The organism is Accumulibacter sp., from assembly GCF_023806565.1.
GTDB lineage: Bacteria > Pseudomonadota > Gammaproteobacteria > Burkholderiales > Rhodocyclaceae > Accumulibacter.
Genome location: NZ_JAMTDV010000139.1, coordinates 1 through 17,694, shown reverse-complemented (window position 1 = coordinate 17,694; position 17,694 = coordinate 1). Strand labels below are relative to the sequence as shown.

Annotated in this window: 14 protein-coding genes and 1 tRNA gene; 12 read left to right on the top strand and 3 right to left on the bottom strand. The window is 62.0% G+C overall.

The window, feature by feature from the left end:
- The first annotated feature begins 51 nt into the window (after positions 1-51).
- From phoU to NFV80_RS17160, 4 genes are all read left to right on the top strand, one after another.
- Positions 52-750: a phosphate signaling complex protein PhoU gene (gene phoU / locus NFV80_RS17175; protein ID WP_295331609.1), complete on the top strand. Its 699-nt coding sequence runs from the start codon at positions 52-54 to the stop codon at positions 748-750.
- Positions 747-1,472 (top strand): phosphate regulon transcriptional regulator PhoB, encoded by a 726-nt coding sequence (gene phoB, locus NFV80_RS17170; protein ID WP_295331607.1) that lies wholly within the window; start codon positions 747-749, stop codon positions 1,470-1,472. The genes phoU and phoB overlap by 4 nt, the downstream gene beginning before the upstream one ends.
- Complete coding sequence (gene phoR, locus NFV80_RS17165) at positions 1,469-2,779, top strand: phosphate regulon sensor histidine kinase PhoR (protein ID WP_295331606.1); 1,311 nt, start codon at positions 1,469-1,471, stop codon at positions 2,777-2,779. Before phoB ends, phoR begins: the two co-directional genes overlap by 4 nt.
- A gap of 212 nt (positions 2,780-2,991) precedes the next feature.
- A complete protein-coding gene (locus tag NFV80_RS17160) occupies positions 2,992-4,632 on the top strand; it encodes an electron transfer flavoprotein-ubiquinone oxidoreductase (RefSeq protein WP_295331605.1) in 1,641 nt (546 codons plus the stop codon).
- Positions 4,633-4,656: 24 nt separating this feature from the next.
- Here the strand turns inward: NFV80_RS17160 and queG are convergent, their stop codons facing one another.
- Positions 4,657-5,787, bottom strand: a complete 1,131-nt coding sequence (gene queG, locus NFV80_RS17155) for a tRNA epoxyqueuosine(34) reductase QueG (RefSeq protein WP_295331604.1) — start codon at positions 5,785-5,787, stop codon at positions 4,657-4,659.
- On the opposite strand from queG, the gene tsaE reads away from it, so the two are divergent.
- The 8 genes from tsaE (at position 5,782) to NFV80_RS17115 (ending at position 15,414) form a co-directional block, all read left to right on the top strand.
- Complete coding sequence (tsaE, locus tag NFV80_RS17150) at positions 5,782-6,288, top strand: tRNA (adenosine(37)-N6)-threonylcarbamoyltransferase complex ATPase subunit type 1 TsaE (protein WP_295331603.1); 507 nt, start codon at positions 5,782-5,784, stop codon at positions 6,286-6,288. The genes queG and tsaE overlap by 6 nt on opposite strands.
- Positions 6,240-7,640: an N-acetylmuramoyl-L-alanine amidase gene (locus NFV80_RS17145; protein WP_295331601.1), complete on the top strand. Its 1,401-nt coding sequence runs from the start codon at positions 6,240-6,242 to the stop codon at positions 7,638-7,640. Before tsaE ends, NFV80_RS17145 begins: the two co-directional genes overlap by 49 nt.
- A gap of 124 nt (positions 7,641-7,764) precedes the next feature.
- Positions 7,765-7,840 (top strand) — tRNA-Thr (locus NFV80_RS17140).
- 725 nt (positions 7,841-8,565) lie between these two features.
- Complete coding sequence (locus NFV80_RS17135; protein ID WP_295331599.1) at positions 8,566-9,375, top strand: NF038130 family PEP-CTERM protein; 810 nt, start codon at positions 8,566-8,568, stop codon at positions 9,373-9,375.
- Between the two features lie 152 nt (positions 9,376-9,527).
- Positions 9,528-11,072 (top strand): MraY family glycosyltransferase, encoded by a 1,545-nt coding sequence (locus NFV80_RS17130; protein ID WP_296759437.1) that lies wholly within the window; start codon positions 9,528-9,530, stop codon positions 11,070-11,072.
- A gap of 6 nt (positions 11,073-11,078) precedes the next feature.
- Positions 11,079-11,522 (top strand): low molecular weight protein-tyrosine-phosphatase, encoded by a 444-nt coding sequence (locus tag NFV80_RS17125; protein ID WP_295331597.1) that lies wholly within the window; start codon positions 11,079-11,081, stop codon positions 11,520-11,522.
- 312 nt (positions 11,523-11,834) lie between these two features.
- Entirely contained in the window at positions 11,835-13,034 is a 1,200-nt protein-coding gene (locus tag NFV80_RS17120) for a polysaccharide biosynthesis/export family protein (protein ID WP_295331596.1), read from the top strand.
- A 121-nt stretch (positions 13,035-13,155) separates the two neighbouring features.
- Positions 13,156-15,414, top strand: coding sequence for a polysaccharide biosynthesis tyrosine autokinase (locus tag NFV80_RS17115; RefSeq protein WP_295331595.1), 2,259 nt, complete (start codon positions 13,156-13,158; stop codon positions 15,412-15,414).
- Here the strand turns inward: NFV80_RS17115 and rlmB are convergent.
- Both rlmB and NFV80_RS17105 read right to left on the bottom strand, forming a co-directional pair.
- Entirely contained in the window at positions 15,411-16,193 is a 783-nt protein-coding gene (rlmB, locus tag NFV80_RS17110; protein ID WP_295331594.1) for a 23S rRNA (guanosine(2251)-2'-O)-methyltransferase RlmB, read from the bottom strand. The genes NFV80_RS17115 and rlmB overlap by 4 nt on opposite strands.
- A gap of 89 nt (positions 16,194-16,282) precedes the next feature.
- Positions 16,283-17,356 (bottom strand): carboxysome shell carbonic anhydrase domain-containg protein, encoded by a 1,074-nt coding sequence (locus NFV80_RS17105; RefSeq protein ID WP_295331592.1) that lies wholly within the window; start codon positions 17,354-17,356, stop codon positions 16,283-16,285.
- Between the last annotated feature and the right edge of the window lie 338 nt (positions 17,357-17,694).

The following is a 17,694-nucleotide window of genomic DNA, read 5'->3' as shown; positions in this document are numbered from 1 at the left end:
CGGCCGTATCCTGGGCGCATCGGTACTTGACGAGAACATGAACGCAGCCAGATGAACACTCACCTCAGCAAACAGTTCGATCTAGAACTGGAAAACATCCGGACGCGCATCCTGCAGATGGGCGGCCTCGTCGAAAGGCAGGTGCTGGCGGCGATCGAGGCCTTCGGCACGGGGAATATCGAAGAAATGCAACAGGTCATCCGCAACGATCGCGAGGTCGACGCCTACGAAGTCGGCATCGACGAGGACTGCACCCTGCTGATCGCCCGGCGGCAACCGACGGCACGCGATCTCCGCCTGGTCATGGCGATCTCGCGCATCGTCACCGACCTCGAGCGCAGTGGCGACAAGGCGGCTAAGATTGCCAACAAGTCGCGCAAGGTGTACCGCGCCGGGGCGCGGCGCATTCCCCGCATCTCGGATGTCGAGCATTGCGGACAACTGGCGACCGACATGCTGCATGGTGCGCTCGACGCGCTGGCGCGCATGGACGTCGATGCCGCTCGCCAGGTGATCGGTGCCGACAAGGAGATCGACGAAGCGTTCAACGCCATCCTGCGACAGTTGGTCACCTACATGATGGAAGATCCGCGCACGATCAGCGAAGCGTTGGACGTCATCTGGATCGCCAAGGCAATCGAACGCGTCGGAGACCATGCGACCAACATCGCCGAGAACGTGATCTACACGGTCAGCGGCATCGACGTGCGGCACACCGGTCCTGCGGCCAGGAAGGCGGTCAGGGAATGATGCGAACGTCAAGCACGCTGCCGCTCGTGCTGGTCGTCGAGGACGACAAGGGCATTCAGGAACTGCTGCGCTTCACGCTCGTCTGCGGCGGCTACCAACCGCTCTGTGCGGACACCGCCGAAGAAGCCGAAGAACTGCTGCGCGAAACGCTGCCCGACATCGCGCTGATCGACTGGATGCTGCCCGGCAAGTCCGGGCTGGCGCTGATCGGCAAGCTGCGCGGCGAGCGACGAACGCGCAGTCTGCCGATCATATTGCTGACCGCCCGTGGCGAGGAAACCGATCGCGTGGCCGGACTCGAAGGGGGGGCTGACGACTACATCGTCAAACCGTTCAGCCCGAAGGAACTGCTGGCCCGCGTGCAGGCCGTGCTGCGCCGATGCGCCCCCGAGTTCGTCAAGGGGACGCTTCGCGTCGGGCCGATCGAACTCGATACGGTCGCCTACGAAGCGCGCGTCGACGGACGGCGGATCACCTTGACGCCGACCGAATTCCGACTGCTGCGCTTCCTCATGGCGAGCCCCGGACGCGTATATACTCGCCAGCAATTGCTCGACAATGTCTGGGGAGACCACGTGTACATCGAAGATCGGACGGTCGACATCCACATCCGGCGCTTGCGCGTCGCCCTCGGAGCACGCGCCGAACAGATGGTCGAAACGGTGCGGGGTGCCGGCTACAAGCTCATCGCATCGTCGGAACTGCATCCCAGCGAACGATGACGCCACGCCGGCAGTGGCTCGCGACGGCGGTGCTGACTGGCGTCCTGCCGGTCCTCGCCACCGCCGTGCTCGCCGGACTGACGCTCGGCGCGGACTGGGGCTGGGCGGTGGCGGCATTGGGCTGGTTGTTCGTCATTCTCGTCCAGCTCCGGGAGTTGTCGAATCTCGCCGCCTGGCTCGATGCTCCCGACAGCCGCGAACCGGCGAATGTGCGTGGTTTCTGCAGCGAACTCGTGCGCCGGCTCGGGCGCAGATTGCGCGATGACAGCCGCAAACTCGCCCAGGCCGAGGCGGGGCTGCACTCGTTTCGCGAGGCGATGGATGCCGTTCCCGATGGACTGGTGATCATCGATACGCAGCATCGGATCCAGTGGAGCAATCGTGCTGCTGCCGTGCATCTGGGCATTTGTCTGCCGCGCGATGGCGGCGCGATCATCGAGCAACTGGTACGTGCGCCGGGTTTTGCCGAGTATCTCGGCAACCCGGACGTGAATGCACCCTTCGTCGTGCAGTCGCCGGCCGTGCGCACCCGTTATTATGCCGTTCGCGTGGTTTCTCTGGGCGAGCACAGCCAGCTCCTGGTCAGTCTCGACATCAGTGACGCCCGGCGGGTCGAATCGATGCGCAGCACCTTCGTCGCCAACGTGTCGCACGAGTTGCGGACGCCTTTGACCGTGGTCAGCGGCTTTCTCGAGCACTTTGCCGACGATGACACGATGACCGCCGAGCAGCGCCAGCACTTCACGCGCCTGATGAGCGATCAGACGACGCGCATGCTGAGTCTGGTCGACGATCTGCTGACCTTGTCGCGGCTGGAGTCGGAGGACGCCCCGGCGAGCGAAGAGGAAGTCGAGATGGACGATCTGCTCGCACAGTTGCTGGCCGAAGCGCACAGCCTGAGCGAAGGTCGTCACCGGCTCGAACTGATCTGCGATGGACAGGCATTGCAGGGAAACCGCAAGGAGCTGCACAGTGCGTTCGGGAACCTCGTTTCGAACGCCATCCGATACACGCCCGCCGGTGGCGACATTCGCATCGAGTGGCGGATCCGCGAGGGCCTTGGTGCATTTTGTGTGCGCGATTCGGGCGTCGGCATTCCGGCGGAACATCTGCCGCGGCTGACCGAACGCTTTTACCGGGTCGACCGCGGCCGCTCGCGCGACAGTGGTGGCACCGGTCTCGGTCTGGCGATCGTCAAGCACATCCTGCTGCGCCATCAGGCGACGCTGGTGGTCGAGTCGCAGGTCGGAAAGGGCAGCAGCTTTCGTGCCGAGTTTCCTGGCTGGCGCCTGAAAGCGGTGGGCTGAACCGGTCGCGCGGCTTGCGCGCAGCGCGGATGCCTGCTGCGGACCCTCGCGGGCCGGGTATCGTCGCGTCGACGGGGCGTTGACCCGCGTCCCGGACTTGGGGTATATGACGAACAGGCAGGGAGGACGCGCGCGCGTCGGTCCAGCTACGGAGCAGATTCGCCAGACCTCGCGGCGAATCCGGAGCGAACGAGAAATCTTGGGGAGCGGTCATGGAACGTGAAGCGATGGAGTACGACGTGGTGGTGGTCGGCGCCGGTCCGGCGGGATTGAGCGCGGCCATTCGCCTCAAGCAGGTGAATCCCGAGCTGGCGGTGATGGTCCTGGAGAAGGGCTCGGAGGTAGGCGCCCACATCCTGTCCGGTGCCCTGTTCGAGACGCGGGCACTCGACGAACTGCTGCCCGACTGGCAGGAGCGGGGTGCCCCCTTGCACACTCCGGTGAGCGAGGATCAGGTCTATCTCTATCGCAGCGAAAGCTCGGCGGTGAAACTTCCCAATTTCGCCGTTCCGGCGCCGATGCACAACACCGGCAACTACATCATCAGTCTCGGCAGCCTGTGTCGCTGGCTGGCGGAGCAGGCGGAAGCGCTCGGCGTCGAGATCTTCCCGGGCTTCGCTGCAGCGGAGATTCTCTATCACGAAGACGGCTCGGTCAAAGGCGTGGCGACGGGCGACATGGGCCGCGACAAACATGGCGAACCGAAAGACGGTTTCCAGCCAGGGCTGGAGTTGCACGCCAGGTACACGCTGTTTGCCGAAGGTGCGCGTGGGCAACTCGGCAAGGAACTGATCGCCCGCTTTGATCTGGCCGCAGCCGCCACCGCCCAACACTACGGCCTCGGCATCAAGGAGCTGTGGCAGATCGATCCGGCGAAACACCAGCCCGGTCTGGTGGTGCACGGTGCGGGCTGGCCGCTCAGCGAACACGGCGCCACCGGCGGCTCGTTCCTCTACCACATGGAAGACAATCAGGTGGCGGTGGGCCTGATCGCCGATCTCAATTACGCCAATCCCTATCTCTCTCCCTTCGAGGAGTTCCAGCGCTTCAAGCTGCAGGCCGGAATTCGCAAGTATCTCGAAGGTGGCAAGCGCCTTTGCTACGGGGCGCGAGCGATCACGAAGGGCGGGCTCAACAGCCTGCCAAAGCAGACTTTCCCCGGCGGGCTGCTGCTCGGATGTGATGCGGGCACGCTCAACTTCGCCAAGATCAAGGGGGTGCATACCGCCATGAAGTCGGGGATGCTCGCGGCCGAGACGGTGGGCGCGGCCCTGCAGGCGGGAGACCAGGGGCGCAGCGATCTGCGCGCGTATGCAACTGCTTTTGAAGCTTCGTGGCTGTACGCCGAACTGCATCGGGCGCGCAATTTCGGGCCTGCGCTGCACAGGTTTGGCACCTTTCTTGGTGGCGCCTTCAACTGGATCCAGCAGAATCTGTTCGGTGGCCGCATGTTTTTCACACTCAAGGACAGGACCAGCGATCACGAGCAGCTCGCCCCGGCCGCCCAGGCGCAGTCGATCGAGTATGCCAAGCCCGATGGGATCCTCACATTCGATCGCCTGTCGTCGGTATTCGTTTCGAACACGGCGCACGAGGAAGAACAGCCGGTTCATCTGCGTTTGCTCGACAGCAGCAAGGCGATCGCGATCAACTACAAGGAGTATGCTTCGCCGGAGCAGCGTTACTGTCCGGCAGGCGTCTACGAGATCGTCGAAGAGTCGGGCGGGCCGCGCCTGCAGATCAACGCGTCGAATTGTCTGCACTGCAAGACCTGCGACATCAAGGATCCGACCCAGAATATCCGCTGGGTGGCACCCGAGGGCGGCGGCGGACCAAACTACCCGAACATGTAAAGGGGGGAGGGGCTGCCTTTGGCGTCAGGCGATGCCGCGCGTTTCCTGCGCTTTGCCGGCGTGCTCGGCAAGCGCCCAGCCGACGTGCTCGCGCAGCATCGGCGAGGGATCGTCCTGCCGCGCGGCGAGTGCCGCGAGTACTGCCGGTGAGCTGGCCGCGTTGCCGAGCGCGACGGCGATGTTGCGCAGCCAGCGCCGATGACCGATGCGGCGAATCGCGCTGCCCGCCAGCCGCCTGTTGAACTCGTCCTCGTTCCAGGCAAAGAGCACCGGCAGGGGCGTTGCGTCCAGGCCGTTGCGAACGGCGAAATCCGGGTCGCCGAGACGGGCGAAGCGGTTCCACGGGCAGCACAACTGGCAGTCATCACAGCCGTAAATGCGATTGCCGATCGGGCGGCGCAGCGCGACCGGAATCTCCCCCGGCAATTCGATCGTCAGGTACGAAATACAACGGCGGGCGTCTACCTCGTAGGGAGCAAGGATCGCCGACGTCGGGCAGGCGTCGAGGCAGCGGCGACAGTCGCCGCAGTGCTCTCCGATCGGCGGGTCTGCCGGCAGCGGCAGGGTGGTGTAGATTTCGCCGAGAAAGAACCAGGATCCGGCACGCGTCAACGACAGCGTGTGCTTGCCCCGCCATGCGAGACCTGCGCGGATGGCGAGTTCGGTTTCCATTACCGGAGCGGAATCGGAAAAAGCGCGGCAGGTCGGTTGCAAACCCTGTGCACCGGCTTCTTCGATGAGACGGTCCACGATCTTCTGCAACCGTTGTCGCACGCTCCTGTGGTAGTCGCGCCCCAGCGCATAGCGCGAAACGTACGCCAGGTCTCCGTCCGCGAGAACCGTTCCGGCGTCGGCGGCTGCAGGCCAGTAGGGGAGGCGGGCCGAGATCACCGACAAGGTGCCCGGCAGCAGCCGTTGGGGAGCAGCACGCAGGGCCGCGTGTTTCGCCATATAATCCATCTCGCCGTGCCGGCCGAGTTCCAGCCAGCGCAACAACCACGGCGTCGCTGCCGAGACGTCCGCCCGGGCGACGCCGATCGCGGCAAAGCCAAGTTCCTGCCCCCACTCCTTGATCCGCCGGACCAGTTCGGCATAATCCGGTCGGACCTCTTGCAATTCTTTGCCGCCGCTTGTACGGGAGTTCCCTTCGTGCATAGCCCGGATGATAACCAGTCCACGCTGACCGTGCAGCTCGCAGATGAGGCGGCGACTGCTGCTCTTGGCCGTCAACTCGCCCCCTTGCTGCAACCTGGCATGATCGTCTGGCTCGACGGCGATCTGGGTGCCGGCAAGACGACGCTGGTGCGCTCGCTGTTGCGTGCACGCAATCATTCGGGTCCGGTGAGAAGTCCGACGTACACTCTGATTGAAATTTATGTGATTTCGAGGATATACTGGTATCACTTTGATTTCTATCGTTTCAACTTTCCAGAAGAGTTTTTGGATGCCGGGCTTGGCGAGTATTTCCGTGACGACGCAGTGTGCCTGGTCGAATGGCCGGAGAAGGCTGCCGGTTACCTGCCGGCAGCCGATCTCGTCATTCGCTTTCACTTTGCAGGCAACGGTCGGACGCTGGACGTCGTCGCATGTAGCGAGGAGGGACAGGAATGCCTGAGAGCACTCAAGAGGAACTGGCAGCCGCACGCCGCAGACTGATCAAGTTTACCGGTGCGTCGCTGCTGCTGACCGTCAGCCCGCTGTCGCAAGCCGCGGCGAATCGTAACCCGGGCATTCTCGCAGTTCGCATCTGGCCGGCGGCGGACTACACGCGCGTGGCCATCGAATACGGTACCCCCCTCAAATACACCTATTTCATCGTCAAGAATCCGGAGCGCCTCGTCGTAGACCTCGAAGGCATCGAGTTGAACAGCGTGCTCGAAAGCCTGGCCAACAAGGTGGCGGCCGATGATCCCAACATTCGCCTGTTGCGTGCCGGTCGTTACAAACCTGGAATCGTCCGTCTGGTGATGGAACTCAAGGTAGAGGCCAATCCGCAGGTTTTCGTTCTGCCGCCGGTGGGCAATTACGGTTACCGGCTGGTTCTCGATGTCTATCCGGTAAACCCGCCGGATCCCCTGCTTTCGCTGATCGATGGCAAGGAGGCGCGGACCACGGTTGCCGACAACAGGAGCAACGGCAAGCCAGAAGCACGCACGGAATCACCGGTCGAGGCGAAGCCGGAGACGAGGTCCGAACCGAAGCCGGAAGTGAAATCGGATGCCCGGCCGGAGTCGCAACCGGTCAGCGAAGCGAAAGCCGCGGTCAAGCGTCCGGGCCGACCGGTGGTCGATCGACTGGTCACGATCACCCTCGATCCCGGGCATGGTGGCGAGGATCCGGGGGCCGTCGGGAGCGGTGGCAGCTACGAGAAGAACGTTACGCTGGCAGTCGCCAAGCGCTTGCGTGCCAAGATCGAAAGCGAGCCGAACATGCGCGCGGTCCTGACGCGTGACTCCGATTATTTCGTGCCATTGCACGCGCGGGTGCAGAAGGCGAGACGAATCCAGTCCGACCTTTTCGTTTCGATTCACGCCGACGGTTTTGTCCGGCCGGATGCCAACGGATCGTCGGTCTTTGTTCTGTCGGAGAATGGCGCTTCGAGCTCCGCCGCGCGCTATCTGGCGCAGAAGGAAAACGCCGCCGATCTGATCGGCGGGGTGAATATCGATGTCAAGGATCCGGTGCTGGCGCGTACTTTGCTGGATCTCTCGCAGACCGCCACGATCAACGATAGCCTCAAGCTTGGCAAAGCGGTGCTCGGCGAACTCGGAGGCATCAATCGCCTGCACAAGGCCAGTGTCGAGCAGGCAGGTTTCGCTGTTCTCAAGGCACCCGACATCCCGTCGATCCTCGTCGAGACCGCGTTCATATCGAACCCCGAGGAGGAGAAGCGGCTGAACGATGACGCCTACCAGGACAAGATGGCCGAGGCCATTTTCTCGGGGATCAAGAAATACTTCGCGAAGAATCCGCCGCTCGCCAAGTCTACGCTGGCCAGACTGGACTGAGGGGTAGCTGCGCCGCGAGCCAATCGCTTGGCAACGACGGGCGGTTCCCGAAGGCAAGGTAGACTTTCCAAAGCTTGCGCGGCGCTGTTACAATGACCCTTCTCACGCCCCCTCCCGGTGCCGTGCCGCTGTAGCTCAGTCGGTAGAGCAGCGCATTCGTAATGCGTAGGTCGACAGTTCGATTCCGTCCAGCGGCACCAGCAAATCCATTGCGTCTGCTGCGACTCGATATCGGAGTCCTGAGCTGTCTTCTATTCCGGGCAAGAAATGGTCACCGCGTCAGCCGGTCCTGGCGAGCAAGATTTCGGACGCCCTGCGGCAACATCACTCGCGGCGCTTGCGCAGGCTGTTGGCTTCGCAAGAGCGATGCATCCTTCGTTCGCAGTTCTTGCCTGAGCCCGGGAATCCCCAAGACTGGGACCGGCCCTGTGACGCCTTGGCAGCGAAGAACTTCGCCGATCCGTTTTCTAGGACCACGCTGACTTTCGGGCCAAGGTTCCCGACGTCGCTCGGCTGCGCTGGTCCTCCGCTCGGCTGCATGACGATTGCACGATAGGTCGGCGTATCCGGAAGACGCTATCCGCGGTGGCGGAACTTGCCGAATGCTATACTGTTCATATGATTCGCCGGGCCGGGATTGTCAGCAGCCGGGCAGGTGCCGGCCACGGCACGTGTTCTGGCTGTGGCAGATGGCGATCAGGTGTGGGAAGCGGGTGTCGGGTTTTTTTACATGGTGGGTTTGGTGGTTCATCAACAAAATCTCAGGGCTTTGGTTTTATGGGAAATTGTATTGCGGGCATGGAATTTGCTCTATGTTTGGCAGGTCAGGTTTTTTCGAGGACGAGCGGGGTTTTCTCGCCGATGTCCTGAAGGCCAAGGCTAATGAAGCCATATCAACCTCATCAACCGGATTCTGGAAAGGGTGGTGACTGAAGTGAAGGAGTTTTCCATGAGCGTATCTCGTAGCAATACATCGATAGCAGTGCTTTCCTTGGCAATGGCGGCTGGCAGCGTGCATGCCGCCACTTGGCACGCTGACGGAGGGACTTGCCAAACATGGCTGCCCAGCGCGCCGGGTTCTCATCTCTTGGTATCCAACTCTTGTTCCGATGCGAACGTGGCAGCGGCCTTGAGTGGGGACGGTAACGTCGAGCTGGGCAAGTTGGCCTCGACGCCCGTGACCACGCTGAGTGGTAACGTCGGCGGTCATAGCGTGGTGCTGAGCAGTCTGGTGGCAAGTGACTGGACTGTGGATCTGCGCACCCAGTACGTCACGCGTGCCTTTGCGTCTGCGGGAATGACTCTGACCGCGAGCCAGTTGGCAGCGGCCGTACAGGCGATGGCCAATCCGACGCTCTATGCGCGTCTCAGTGATCCCAACGTTTCGAGCATCTCGGACCAAGGTGGAAATATCGTGGTCACGCTGGACGGCTTTTATAACACGAGTCCCGTCTTGCTGGGCTTGGTGAATGCAGTCAATGCAATCATTCCCGGCACGGCCAACGATATCAATCCGGCCGATGTGCCAGCCTTCTCGCAAGCGAGCGAGGTCGTCAAGATGCAGGTCGATGGTGGCGCCTGGACGTATCGCTATGGTTTCTCTGCGTTCCCCACAGGTTACAGTTCTGCAGATGGGTCGTACAGCGGCGGTTATCCTACGCCGGAGCCGGGAACCGTTGCACTTTTCGGGGCCAGTTTGTTTGGTCTTTTCTTTGGTCGTCGGCGGTTGTCGTAAGACGACCCACAGAAGATTTGGCGCGAGAGCGCCGTCGGGATGTACACACAGAGCCCGCAAGGGCTCTGTGTGTATAGGGCCAAGCGGGCGAATGGTTGTATGACTGGTGCTGGCCAGGTTTTCTGCCTGGACGGTCGATTGTGGAGATGGCATTGGAGCTGGCCGTTCTGTTCGGTGCGTGTCTGTTGATTTCGGGGGTGGCAATCCGGGTGAGTGCCATGCTCGCCAGTCAGCTAGGCATCGTGGACCGCCCTGGCGGGCACAAGCAGCATGAAGCCAGCACACCATTCGTTGGCGGCTGTGGGTTGATCGCGGTAGTCGTCAGCGTTCCTCTGCTGGTTGGCTGGTTTTTCGGGGATTCCGCACTATTCCGGATCCGGGGGATGCTGCTTGGCGGTCTGCTGATCTTTCTCACGGGCCTTGCCGATGACATCTGGCGCCTCGGCTTCAAGCCGCGATTCATGATCCAGGCAGTGGTTGCCCTGTCGATGGTATTCATCGGCGGAGTGGAGCTTCGGTCGCTTGGCGAGCTTCTTCCAGGGGTGCGTGTCGATCTTGGTTGGCTGGCCATCCCTGTGACCGTATTCGCGACGATTGGCTTGATAAACGCAGTGAATATGATCGACGGCATAGACGGTCTGTCGGGGTCGATCAGTCTGGTCTGTCTGGCGCTCACGGCAGTCGTTGCTCACTTGGCGAACAATACCGGCTACACGATTTTCATTGTGGCCCTGATGGGAGGCGTTGGCGGCTTTCTCTATTACAACCTGCGTTACCCTGGCAATAGTCGGGCGCGTGTCTTTCTCGGAGACAACGGCAGCATGCTGCTGGGTTTCCTCTTTGTTTGGCTGTTCATCGCGCTTTCACAGAATCGGGGAGGGCAGCAAGCGGCAATGCCGCCGGTTGTCGCCTTGTGGTTGTTCGCATTGCCGTTGATGGACACCGTCGGCATCATGCTGCGCCGAATCTGGTTGGGCAAATCGCCGTTTCGGCCCGACCGTCACCATCTGCATCACCTCTTCCTTCGTGCCGGCTTCCGTACCTGCGACGTGGTTGCGTTTGCAGCGGTCATGCAATTCCTCTTTGGGTTGTGTGGGATATTGGGCATGCTGCTTGGGGTGCCCGACTATCTGATGTTCTGGAGTTTTGTCGGCGTGTTCGGGGTGTACTTCCTGCTTATCGTGCGACCATGGCGACTGGTGCCGGGGCTGCGACGGCTGAACAACTCTCTCGGTCTGCCCTCGGTGCAAGTTCGCGGCATCTTCGTCGGCTATCTGCGCAAGGAGAGAATCTCCGAAGTGATCGGGGTGATCTCGGCCGGCTTGACTCGCGGCTATGATTATCAGTTGAGCATCCATGAACTGGGAAGCTCGCGAACCGACGGGCGGAACGTGTACTGCGTGGTTCACATTCCGTCCGAGGGAAACGATCAGTTGATCGGCAAGATTCAGCGCGACGCGATGCGAATCAGGAGGCGGCTCGCCAGGCAGCCGGGGGTCGAGGTTCGCTTGTTCCTGTGCCGCAAGAGTGAAAATGACCCTCGGACCGCCTATTCTCCGATAGTCGGTGGTGGCAGCCGAACTGGTGAGCGTCGCGGCGTGCGCAGTACCCTCATTTACTCCATGGAGCGTGGTGACGGCTCGATGCCAAGTGAAGCACACGGCTTCGGGCTCAGCGTTCCGCCCGGTTGTAGCTGACTTTACATGTTCAACAGAATCCTCACAGTTTGTACTGGCAATATCTGTCGCAGTCCCGCGGCCGAGTTCCTCCTGCGGCAGCGCATCGAGAAGACGGGAAAGCGAGTGGAGGCACGCTCGGCCGGTATCGGCGCGTTGATTGACCATCCGGCAGAAGATGCGACAAGCACGATGCTGCGTGCGCGTGGCGTGGACCTGAGCTCCCATCGTGCCCGCCAGCTGACCCGCGAGCGCCTGCGCTGGGCGGAACTCGTGCTGGTGATGGAAAAACACCATCGGGATGCAGTGTTGGCCATGGACCCGACGGCGCGCGGCAAGACTTTCCTGCTCGGACACTGGACCAGGAAGGAAATTCCCGACCCCTACCAGCGAGGCGACGCGGCGCACGCCGAAGCGCTGCAGTTGATCGACGAGGCGCTTGAACCCTGGGTCAGCAAGCTCGCCGATTGACCACCGCGAACCGCCCCAGTTCTTCGCGTGAGTGTGAAAAATAACACCCGCCGCCGCAAAAATCAGCGCTATTCTCTCTTCGTGGTCTGAATCTCCCTGAAAGCACCCGTAGCGAAGCTCATGGTTCCGTCCTGAAAGCCGACCAGAGCGAGCGGTTTGGTGTGCCCGGGATGGTACCAGCGCGGTCGCCCCGACCGGCCGCGGTCGGCCCGGCTTGGCGGCAGACCTTCACGCAATGTAAACTTCGCGGCGCATGTTGCCGTAGATTGATGGTCAGCAAAGGAAAAGAGGATCCGCTATGAGGAATTCGGCATGAACGTGTCTCCAGCATTGTTCGGCAGGCTTCGCCCGATGTTGTTGTGTCTCGCTGCGAGCGCGTTGGCGGGTTGCAGCATCATTCCCGGCAACCAGTCCTATAGTAACCGCGACGAGTCGGATGTGCGTTTGCCGGTGCAGGAGGGCGAGACGCTTGCTCCCGCAAACTTGAAGATCAGACCGATCACTGCCGAGCTGATCATCGAGATGTTCAAGGCGGCGCGTCCACCGATTGGCGACGGTACGAGCTCGGCGAAGGTGGTGGCGAAAGACGATCTTCGGTCGGTCGGAAATCAGCCTCCGGTCGTGCCGGATTACAGGCTCGGGCCGGGCGACATCATTTCGATCATCGTCTGGGACCACCCCGAGTTGACGATTCCGGCGGGTAGCTTCCGTACGGCTGACCAAGCGGGAACCGTGATCAACCAGGATGGCACGATCTTCTTTCCCTACGCGGGCGTGCTCAAGGTCGTCGGCAAGACGACCGGCGAGGTTCGCGACATGTTGACGGCGAAGCTGACCAAGTATATCGAAAAGGTGCAACTCGACGTGCGCATGGCGGCGTTTCGCAGTCAGCTCGTATACGTCGTAGGCGAGGTCCGCCAGCCTGGCACGCAACAGATCACGGATATACCCATGAGGATCGTCGATGCGGTCAACCGGTCGGGAGGCTTTTCGCCCGAGGCGGACTACAGCCGCGTGCTGCTGACGCGGCGGGGTACCACCTATCTGGTCGATATTCAGGCGATGTACGACTATGGTGCCACTGAGCAGAATGCCCTGCTCGAGCAGGGAGATATCGTCAATGTTCCCGATCGGAGCTACAACAAGATCTTCGTGCTGGGCGAAGTGACCAAACCGGGCTATGTGCCAATGAACAAGAAGCGTTCGACGCTGGCGGAAGCCCTCAGCGAAGTCGGCTACATCAACCAGAACACTTCCGATCCACGCTGGATCTATGTCATGCGTGGCGACAGCGATACCCCCGAGCTGTTCTATCTGAATGGCAGTCTCCCGGACTCGATGTTACTTGCGGACCGTTTCCCGTTGCGACCGCGTGACGTCCTCTACGTGGAGACCGCGCCGATTGCACGCTGGTCGCGCGTGATCAACCACATCTTCCCGACGGTGGACATGCTCAACCTCACGAGCGGAATCAAGTACCCGTTGTTTGGCGGGCGACAGCTTGGCTACTGACCCTGCCGCGGCTTCTCTGAGGACCCTTTGGCTGCCAGTTGTTCAGGATGAGAACTGGCAGCCTGTTTGCAGGCTTTACCCGCCGGGTCGCGGCCGGGCGAGCCAAACCATGGAAAAAAAAATGGACAACGACCAGTTTAGATCCTCTGCCAACACGAGTGGCGCTTCGCTGTCGCCCGCGGTGAGCACGCAGCCCATGCAGCAGCTTTCCCCGGAGGAGGGCGAGGAAGGCCTGGCGCTCGGCGAAATCATTGCCATTCTGATGGACTATCGCTGGTTGATTGCCGCGATCAGCCTTTTCGCGCTCGCCGTCGGTCTCGCCTGGGTGTTGGTGGTCAAACCGGTGTACCGGGCCGATGGTCTGATCCAGGTCGAAGAGAAGACACAGGGAGGAATTGGCTCGCTCAAGGCTCTCCAACCACTGCTCGGTGACGATACGACGGTCTCCGCCGAAATCGAGATCCTGAGTTCGCGGATGGTGCTCGGCCGGGTGGTCAGCAAGCTCAAGCTCGACATCGTCGCCACCCCGCGGACCTTTCCGCTGATCGGTGGCATCGTTTCCCGAAGATACCAGGGCGACGAGCCGAATTCGGCCTGGCTCGGTCTTTCAAGCTTTGCCTGGGGGGGAGAGCGAATTCAGGTCGATTCTCTGGACGTTCCGCAGCAGGCGCTGGACGAGAAGCACACGCTGATTGCGGGCGAAGAGGGTGCATTCGAGATCTTCAACAAGGACGACGAGTCCGTGCTGAAAGGGAGGGTGGGGACACGTACCAGTGACCACGGCTACTCGATCTTTGTCTCACAGCTGAAGGCCAGGCCGGGGACGGTGTTTCGGCTGAAGAAGCTTGCCGCGGAAACCGCGATCGACGATCTGCGGCGTGACTACACGGTCAAGGAGCGCGGCAAGAAATCGGGCATACTCGAATTGAGCCTGCTGGGCAAGGATCCCGAACAGATGGTCGTGATCCTCGACGACATCGAAAACACCTACGTTCGCCAGAACGTCGAGCGGCGTTCGGCCGAAGCCGAGAAGACGCTGAAGTTCCTCGAAACGCAATTGCCGGCACTCAAGACGCAGCTCGACAACGCGGAAGCGGCGTACAACAGCTATCGCCAAAGCCGCGGCTCGCTCGATCTCGACATGGAGACCCAGGGCATTCTGAAATTGCTGGTCGACGCCGACGATGCGGCAATCAAGCTCCAGATGCAAAACGACGAACTGCGCCAGTTGTTCAAGGCGGAGCACCCGCGCATGGAAGCATTGAAGGACCAGATGGATCGAGTAAGGGCGCGCCGGGATCAGGTTCTGGCGCAAGTTCAACGCTTGCCGGAGACCCAGCAGACCGTTCTCCGCCTCGCTCGTGACGTCGAAGTTTCCAAGAACCTGTACACGGACCTGCTCAACACCGCGCAGCAGTTGCGGGTCACCAAGGCGGGCACCGTCGGCGATGTGCGCGTCATCGATACGGCTGCGGTCGGGCGAAAGCCGGTGAGTCTCGGACCGCTGGCGGTTCTGGGAGTCGCGCTGTTGCTCGGTTTGCTGGTCAGCATGGTGGCAATCTGGGTGTTGCGTTCGCTGCGAGTCGTCATCGAAGACCCCGAAAGCATCGAGTCGCAACTCGGGTTGCCAGTGTATGCCACGGTACCGCACAGCAAGACCGAAGTGGAACTCAATCGCACGGCACGCGAAGGGATTGCCGAACTGCTGGCCGTCGCCTACCCGGAGGAAGACGCGGTCGAGAGTCTGCGTGGATTACGAACCACTCTCCACTTCGCTCTCCTAGACGCACAGCGCAACTCGTTGCTGATTACCGGATCGAGTCCGAGTCTCGGCAAGAGTTTCATCTCCAAGAATCTGGGCGCGGTCCTGGCACAGGTCGACAAGCGCGTCGTGATCATCGATGGCGACCTGCGGCGAGGGCATCTCCACAAGGAATTCGCCATCGAGCGGGCCGTCGGTCTCTCCGAGTATGTATCCGGACAGGCGACGCTCGAAGAGATCACCAAAGACACCATGGTACCCAACCTGTCGGTCGTTACCACCGGCCAGATTCCGCCCAATCCCTCGGAGTTGTTGATGCATCGGCGCTTTGCAGTGCTTCTGGCCGAACTTTCGGCGCGCTTCGACACGGTGATCGTTGATGCGCCACCGGTGCTCGCCGTTTCCGATGCGGCAATCATCGGCCGCCATGTCGGCGCTACGCTGATGGTCGCTCGCGCCGGCAAGCACCCGATTCGGGAACTCGAGCAGGCCATCAAGCGGCTCAATCAGGCGGGTGTCCAGGTCAAGGGTTTCGTCTTCAACGATCTCAATGTCAGTCGCCAGAGTTACCGCTACGGCTACAAGGGCTACGTGTATCGGTATTCCTACAAGAACTAGGCGTTGTGGCAGCGCGAGCTGTTCGACGCCTGCTCTGCCCTCCGACCGGATCGCCGCCGCGCCTCGTACAGACAGACTCCGGTAGCAACCGACACATTGAGGCTGGCAACCGAGCCAAGCATCGGGATACTGACGAGCTGATCGCAGGTTTCCCTGGTCAGGCGGCGCAGGCCGTCGCCCTCGGCACCGAGCACCCAGGCGCATGCGGCGGGCCACTGCGCGACGTACAGGTCTTCCCGGGCGCCGGCGTCGGTTCCGATCACCCAGATGTCCCGTTGCTTGAGTTCGCGCAGGGTGCGCGCCAGATTGGTGACCGTCACGTACGGCACCGCTTCGGCAGCGCCGCTCGCTACCTTGACGGCTGTCTGCGTCAGCCCGACAGCACGATCCTTCGGAGCGATCACGGCGTGCGCACCGACGGCATCGGCCACACGCAGGCAGGCCCCGAGATTGTGTGGGTCCTGGACACCGTCGAGCACCAGCAGAAAGGCCGGTTCGTCGAGGGTGTCGAGAATATCGTCGAGGCGCAGGTGGCGGGGCGCGGCATCTACCGCAGCGACCACCCCCTGGTGTCGCGCGCCGGGGGCGATGGCGTCGAGGCGCGCTGCCGCCACCGGCAGGACGCGCACTTTGGCGAATTCGGCGTGTGCCAGCAGGTCACGCAAGCGGGCGTCATGGCGATCGGCATCGACGTACACTTCATGGACTGCGCCCGGGTCGTGGCGCAACTTGGCGAGAACCGAATGAAAACCGAAGACCAGACGCGATTGTGCGGACATGGACGAAGCCGAGGCCAAAGAGGAGTTCTGGATTCTATCAGTTCGTCGGCGAATCCGATGCCGGCGGATTCCTCTGCTCCGGCCGCTTGCTAGTCGATTGCGATCGTCTCGAGCGTCCGTGATCGCCAGTCGAGCACTGCCGTACGGATCGTCGTCTGCTCGCTCAGGCGCGGAAACTCGGTGCGGATGACGTCGGCGGCGAAACCCGAAAGAAATCGCGACTTGAGTTCGGCGCGGGCGCGGTCCACTCCGATTTCGTCGTAAGGCACCGACGCCAGAAGCAGGAAGCCATCGTCGGGAATCCGCCCTGCCTGCATGTTGGCCTCGATGATGCCCGCCGCGCGGCGAATCGGGACATCGAGATTCGGGCTGTAGGGCCCGATGATCAGCGCGATGTTGGGCGTATGCAGGAAATCGAATCCGCGGCCAAGGCAGATCATCCACTCGCGGTGCTCGATGTCGAGCAGGCGTTCGCCGCGGCGAATTTGCGTGCGCACGTTTTCGATATGGGTCAGGTTGCCGTAGAGCAGGGGCAGCAGGTCAGCGCGCATACGTGCCGGCATGTCCGGCAGCAGCGCCGCGAGGCGCAGTTCGAGAGTCGCCCGGTCGCTCGAGGTCAGGGTTGCCAGGTCGAGCTTGTCGCCGGTAGTACCGTGGATCACCAGGGCATCCTCATCGGTTTCGAATCCACAGACCAGCGGGTAGACGGTGCCGTGGTCGCTGCCGAAGATATGTTCGACCTGCCGACGGATTTCGTGAGTGTGGGCGATCGCAGCCTGCGTGTCGTACTGAAAGCCGGCACAGCCGCGCCGCGGATCGCCCTGGGAATAGTGGTAGGTGACCAGGAAGACGACGTGGCGTCCGGCACCGACCACGCGCTGCACGTGGTGTGCGAGCACCTCTCCGAGATGTGGCCAGCCGAGGTCGAAAATGCCGCCGAGGTTGCGGAACGGCATCAGGATGCCGACCGGCGTGTTGGTCGCGACCGGAATGTTGATGCGACCGTCCATGCACTTGAGCACGGCAATCGCGGTCGGATGCTCGGCCAAGTAGCGTTCGCGGGCGAGCCAGGCTTCCGGGCTGCGGAAGATCGCGCTGTGGCGGTCGGCCAGACCGAACAGCCAGTCGATCCGTTCCGCGATCGGTTTCCCATGGATGTCCACTACGATGCCAGCCTCCAGACCGAAAGTCCGGCCAGGCGCCAGCCGGATTTGACGTGCCGCGGAATGCGGGTGAACGGCCGGTAGTATCTATTCGCCCGAGACTCTGGTCAATTGGCGCGTCCACGGGCCGTCGTGCCTTGCCGTCCCGCGACGAACCGCATCGTCCGGGCAATGCGACCGATGAGTATCGGGCAGAGCGTGCAGAACTTTCGCCATTTTACGGCAGTCGATCAGGAAGATCGCGAGCCCTTTCCTCGCATCGCGATTCCCCTCCCGCGTCTGCAGGCATGAGTATCTACACAACACAAGAGGGGTCTGGGGCGAGGTTGTTGGCGAGC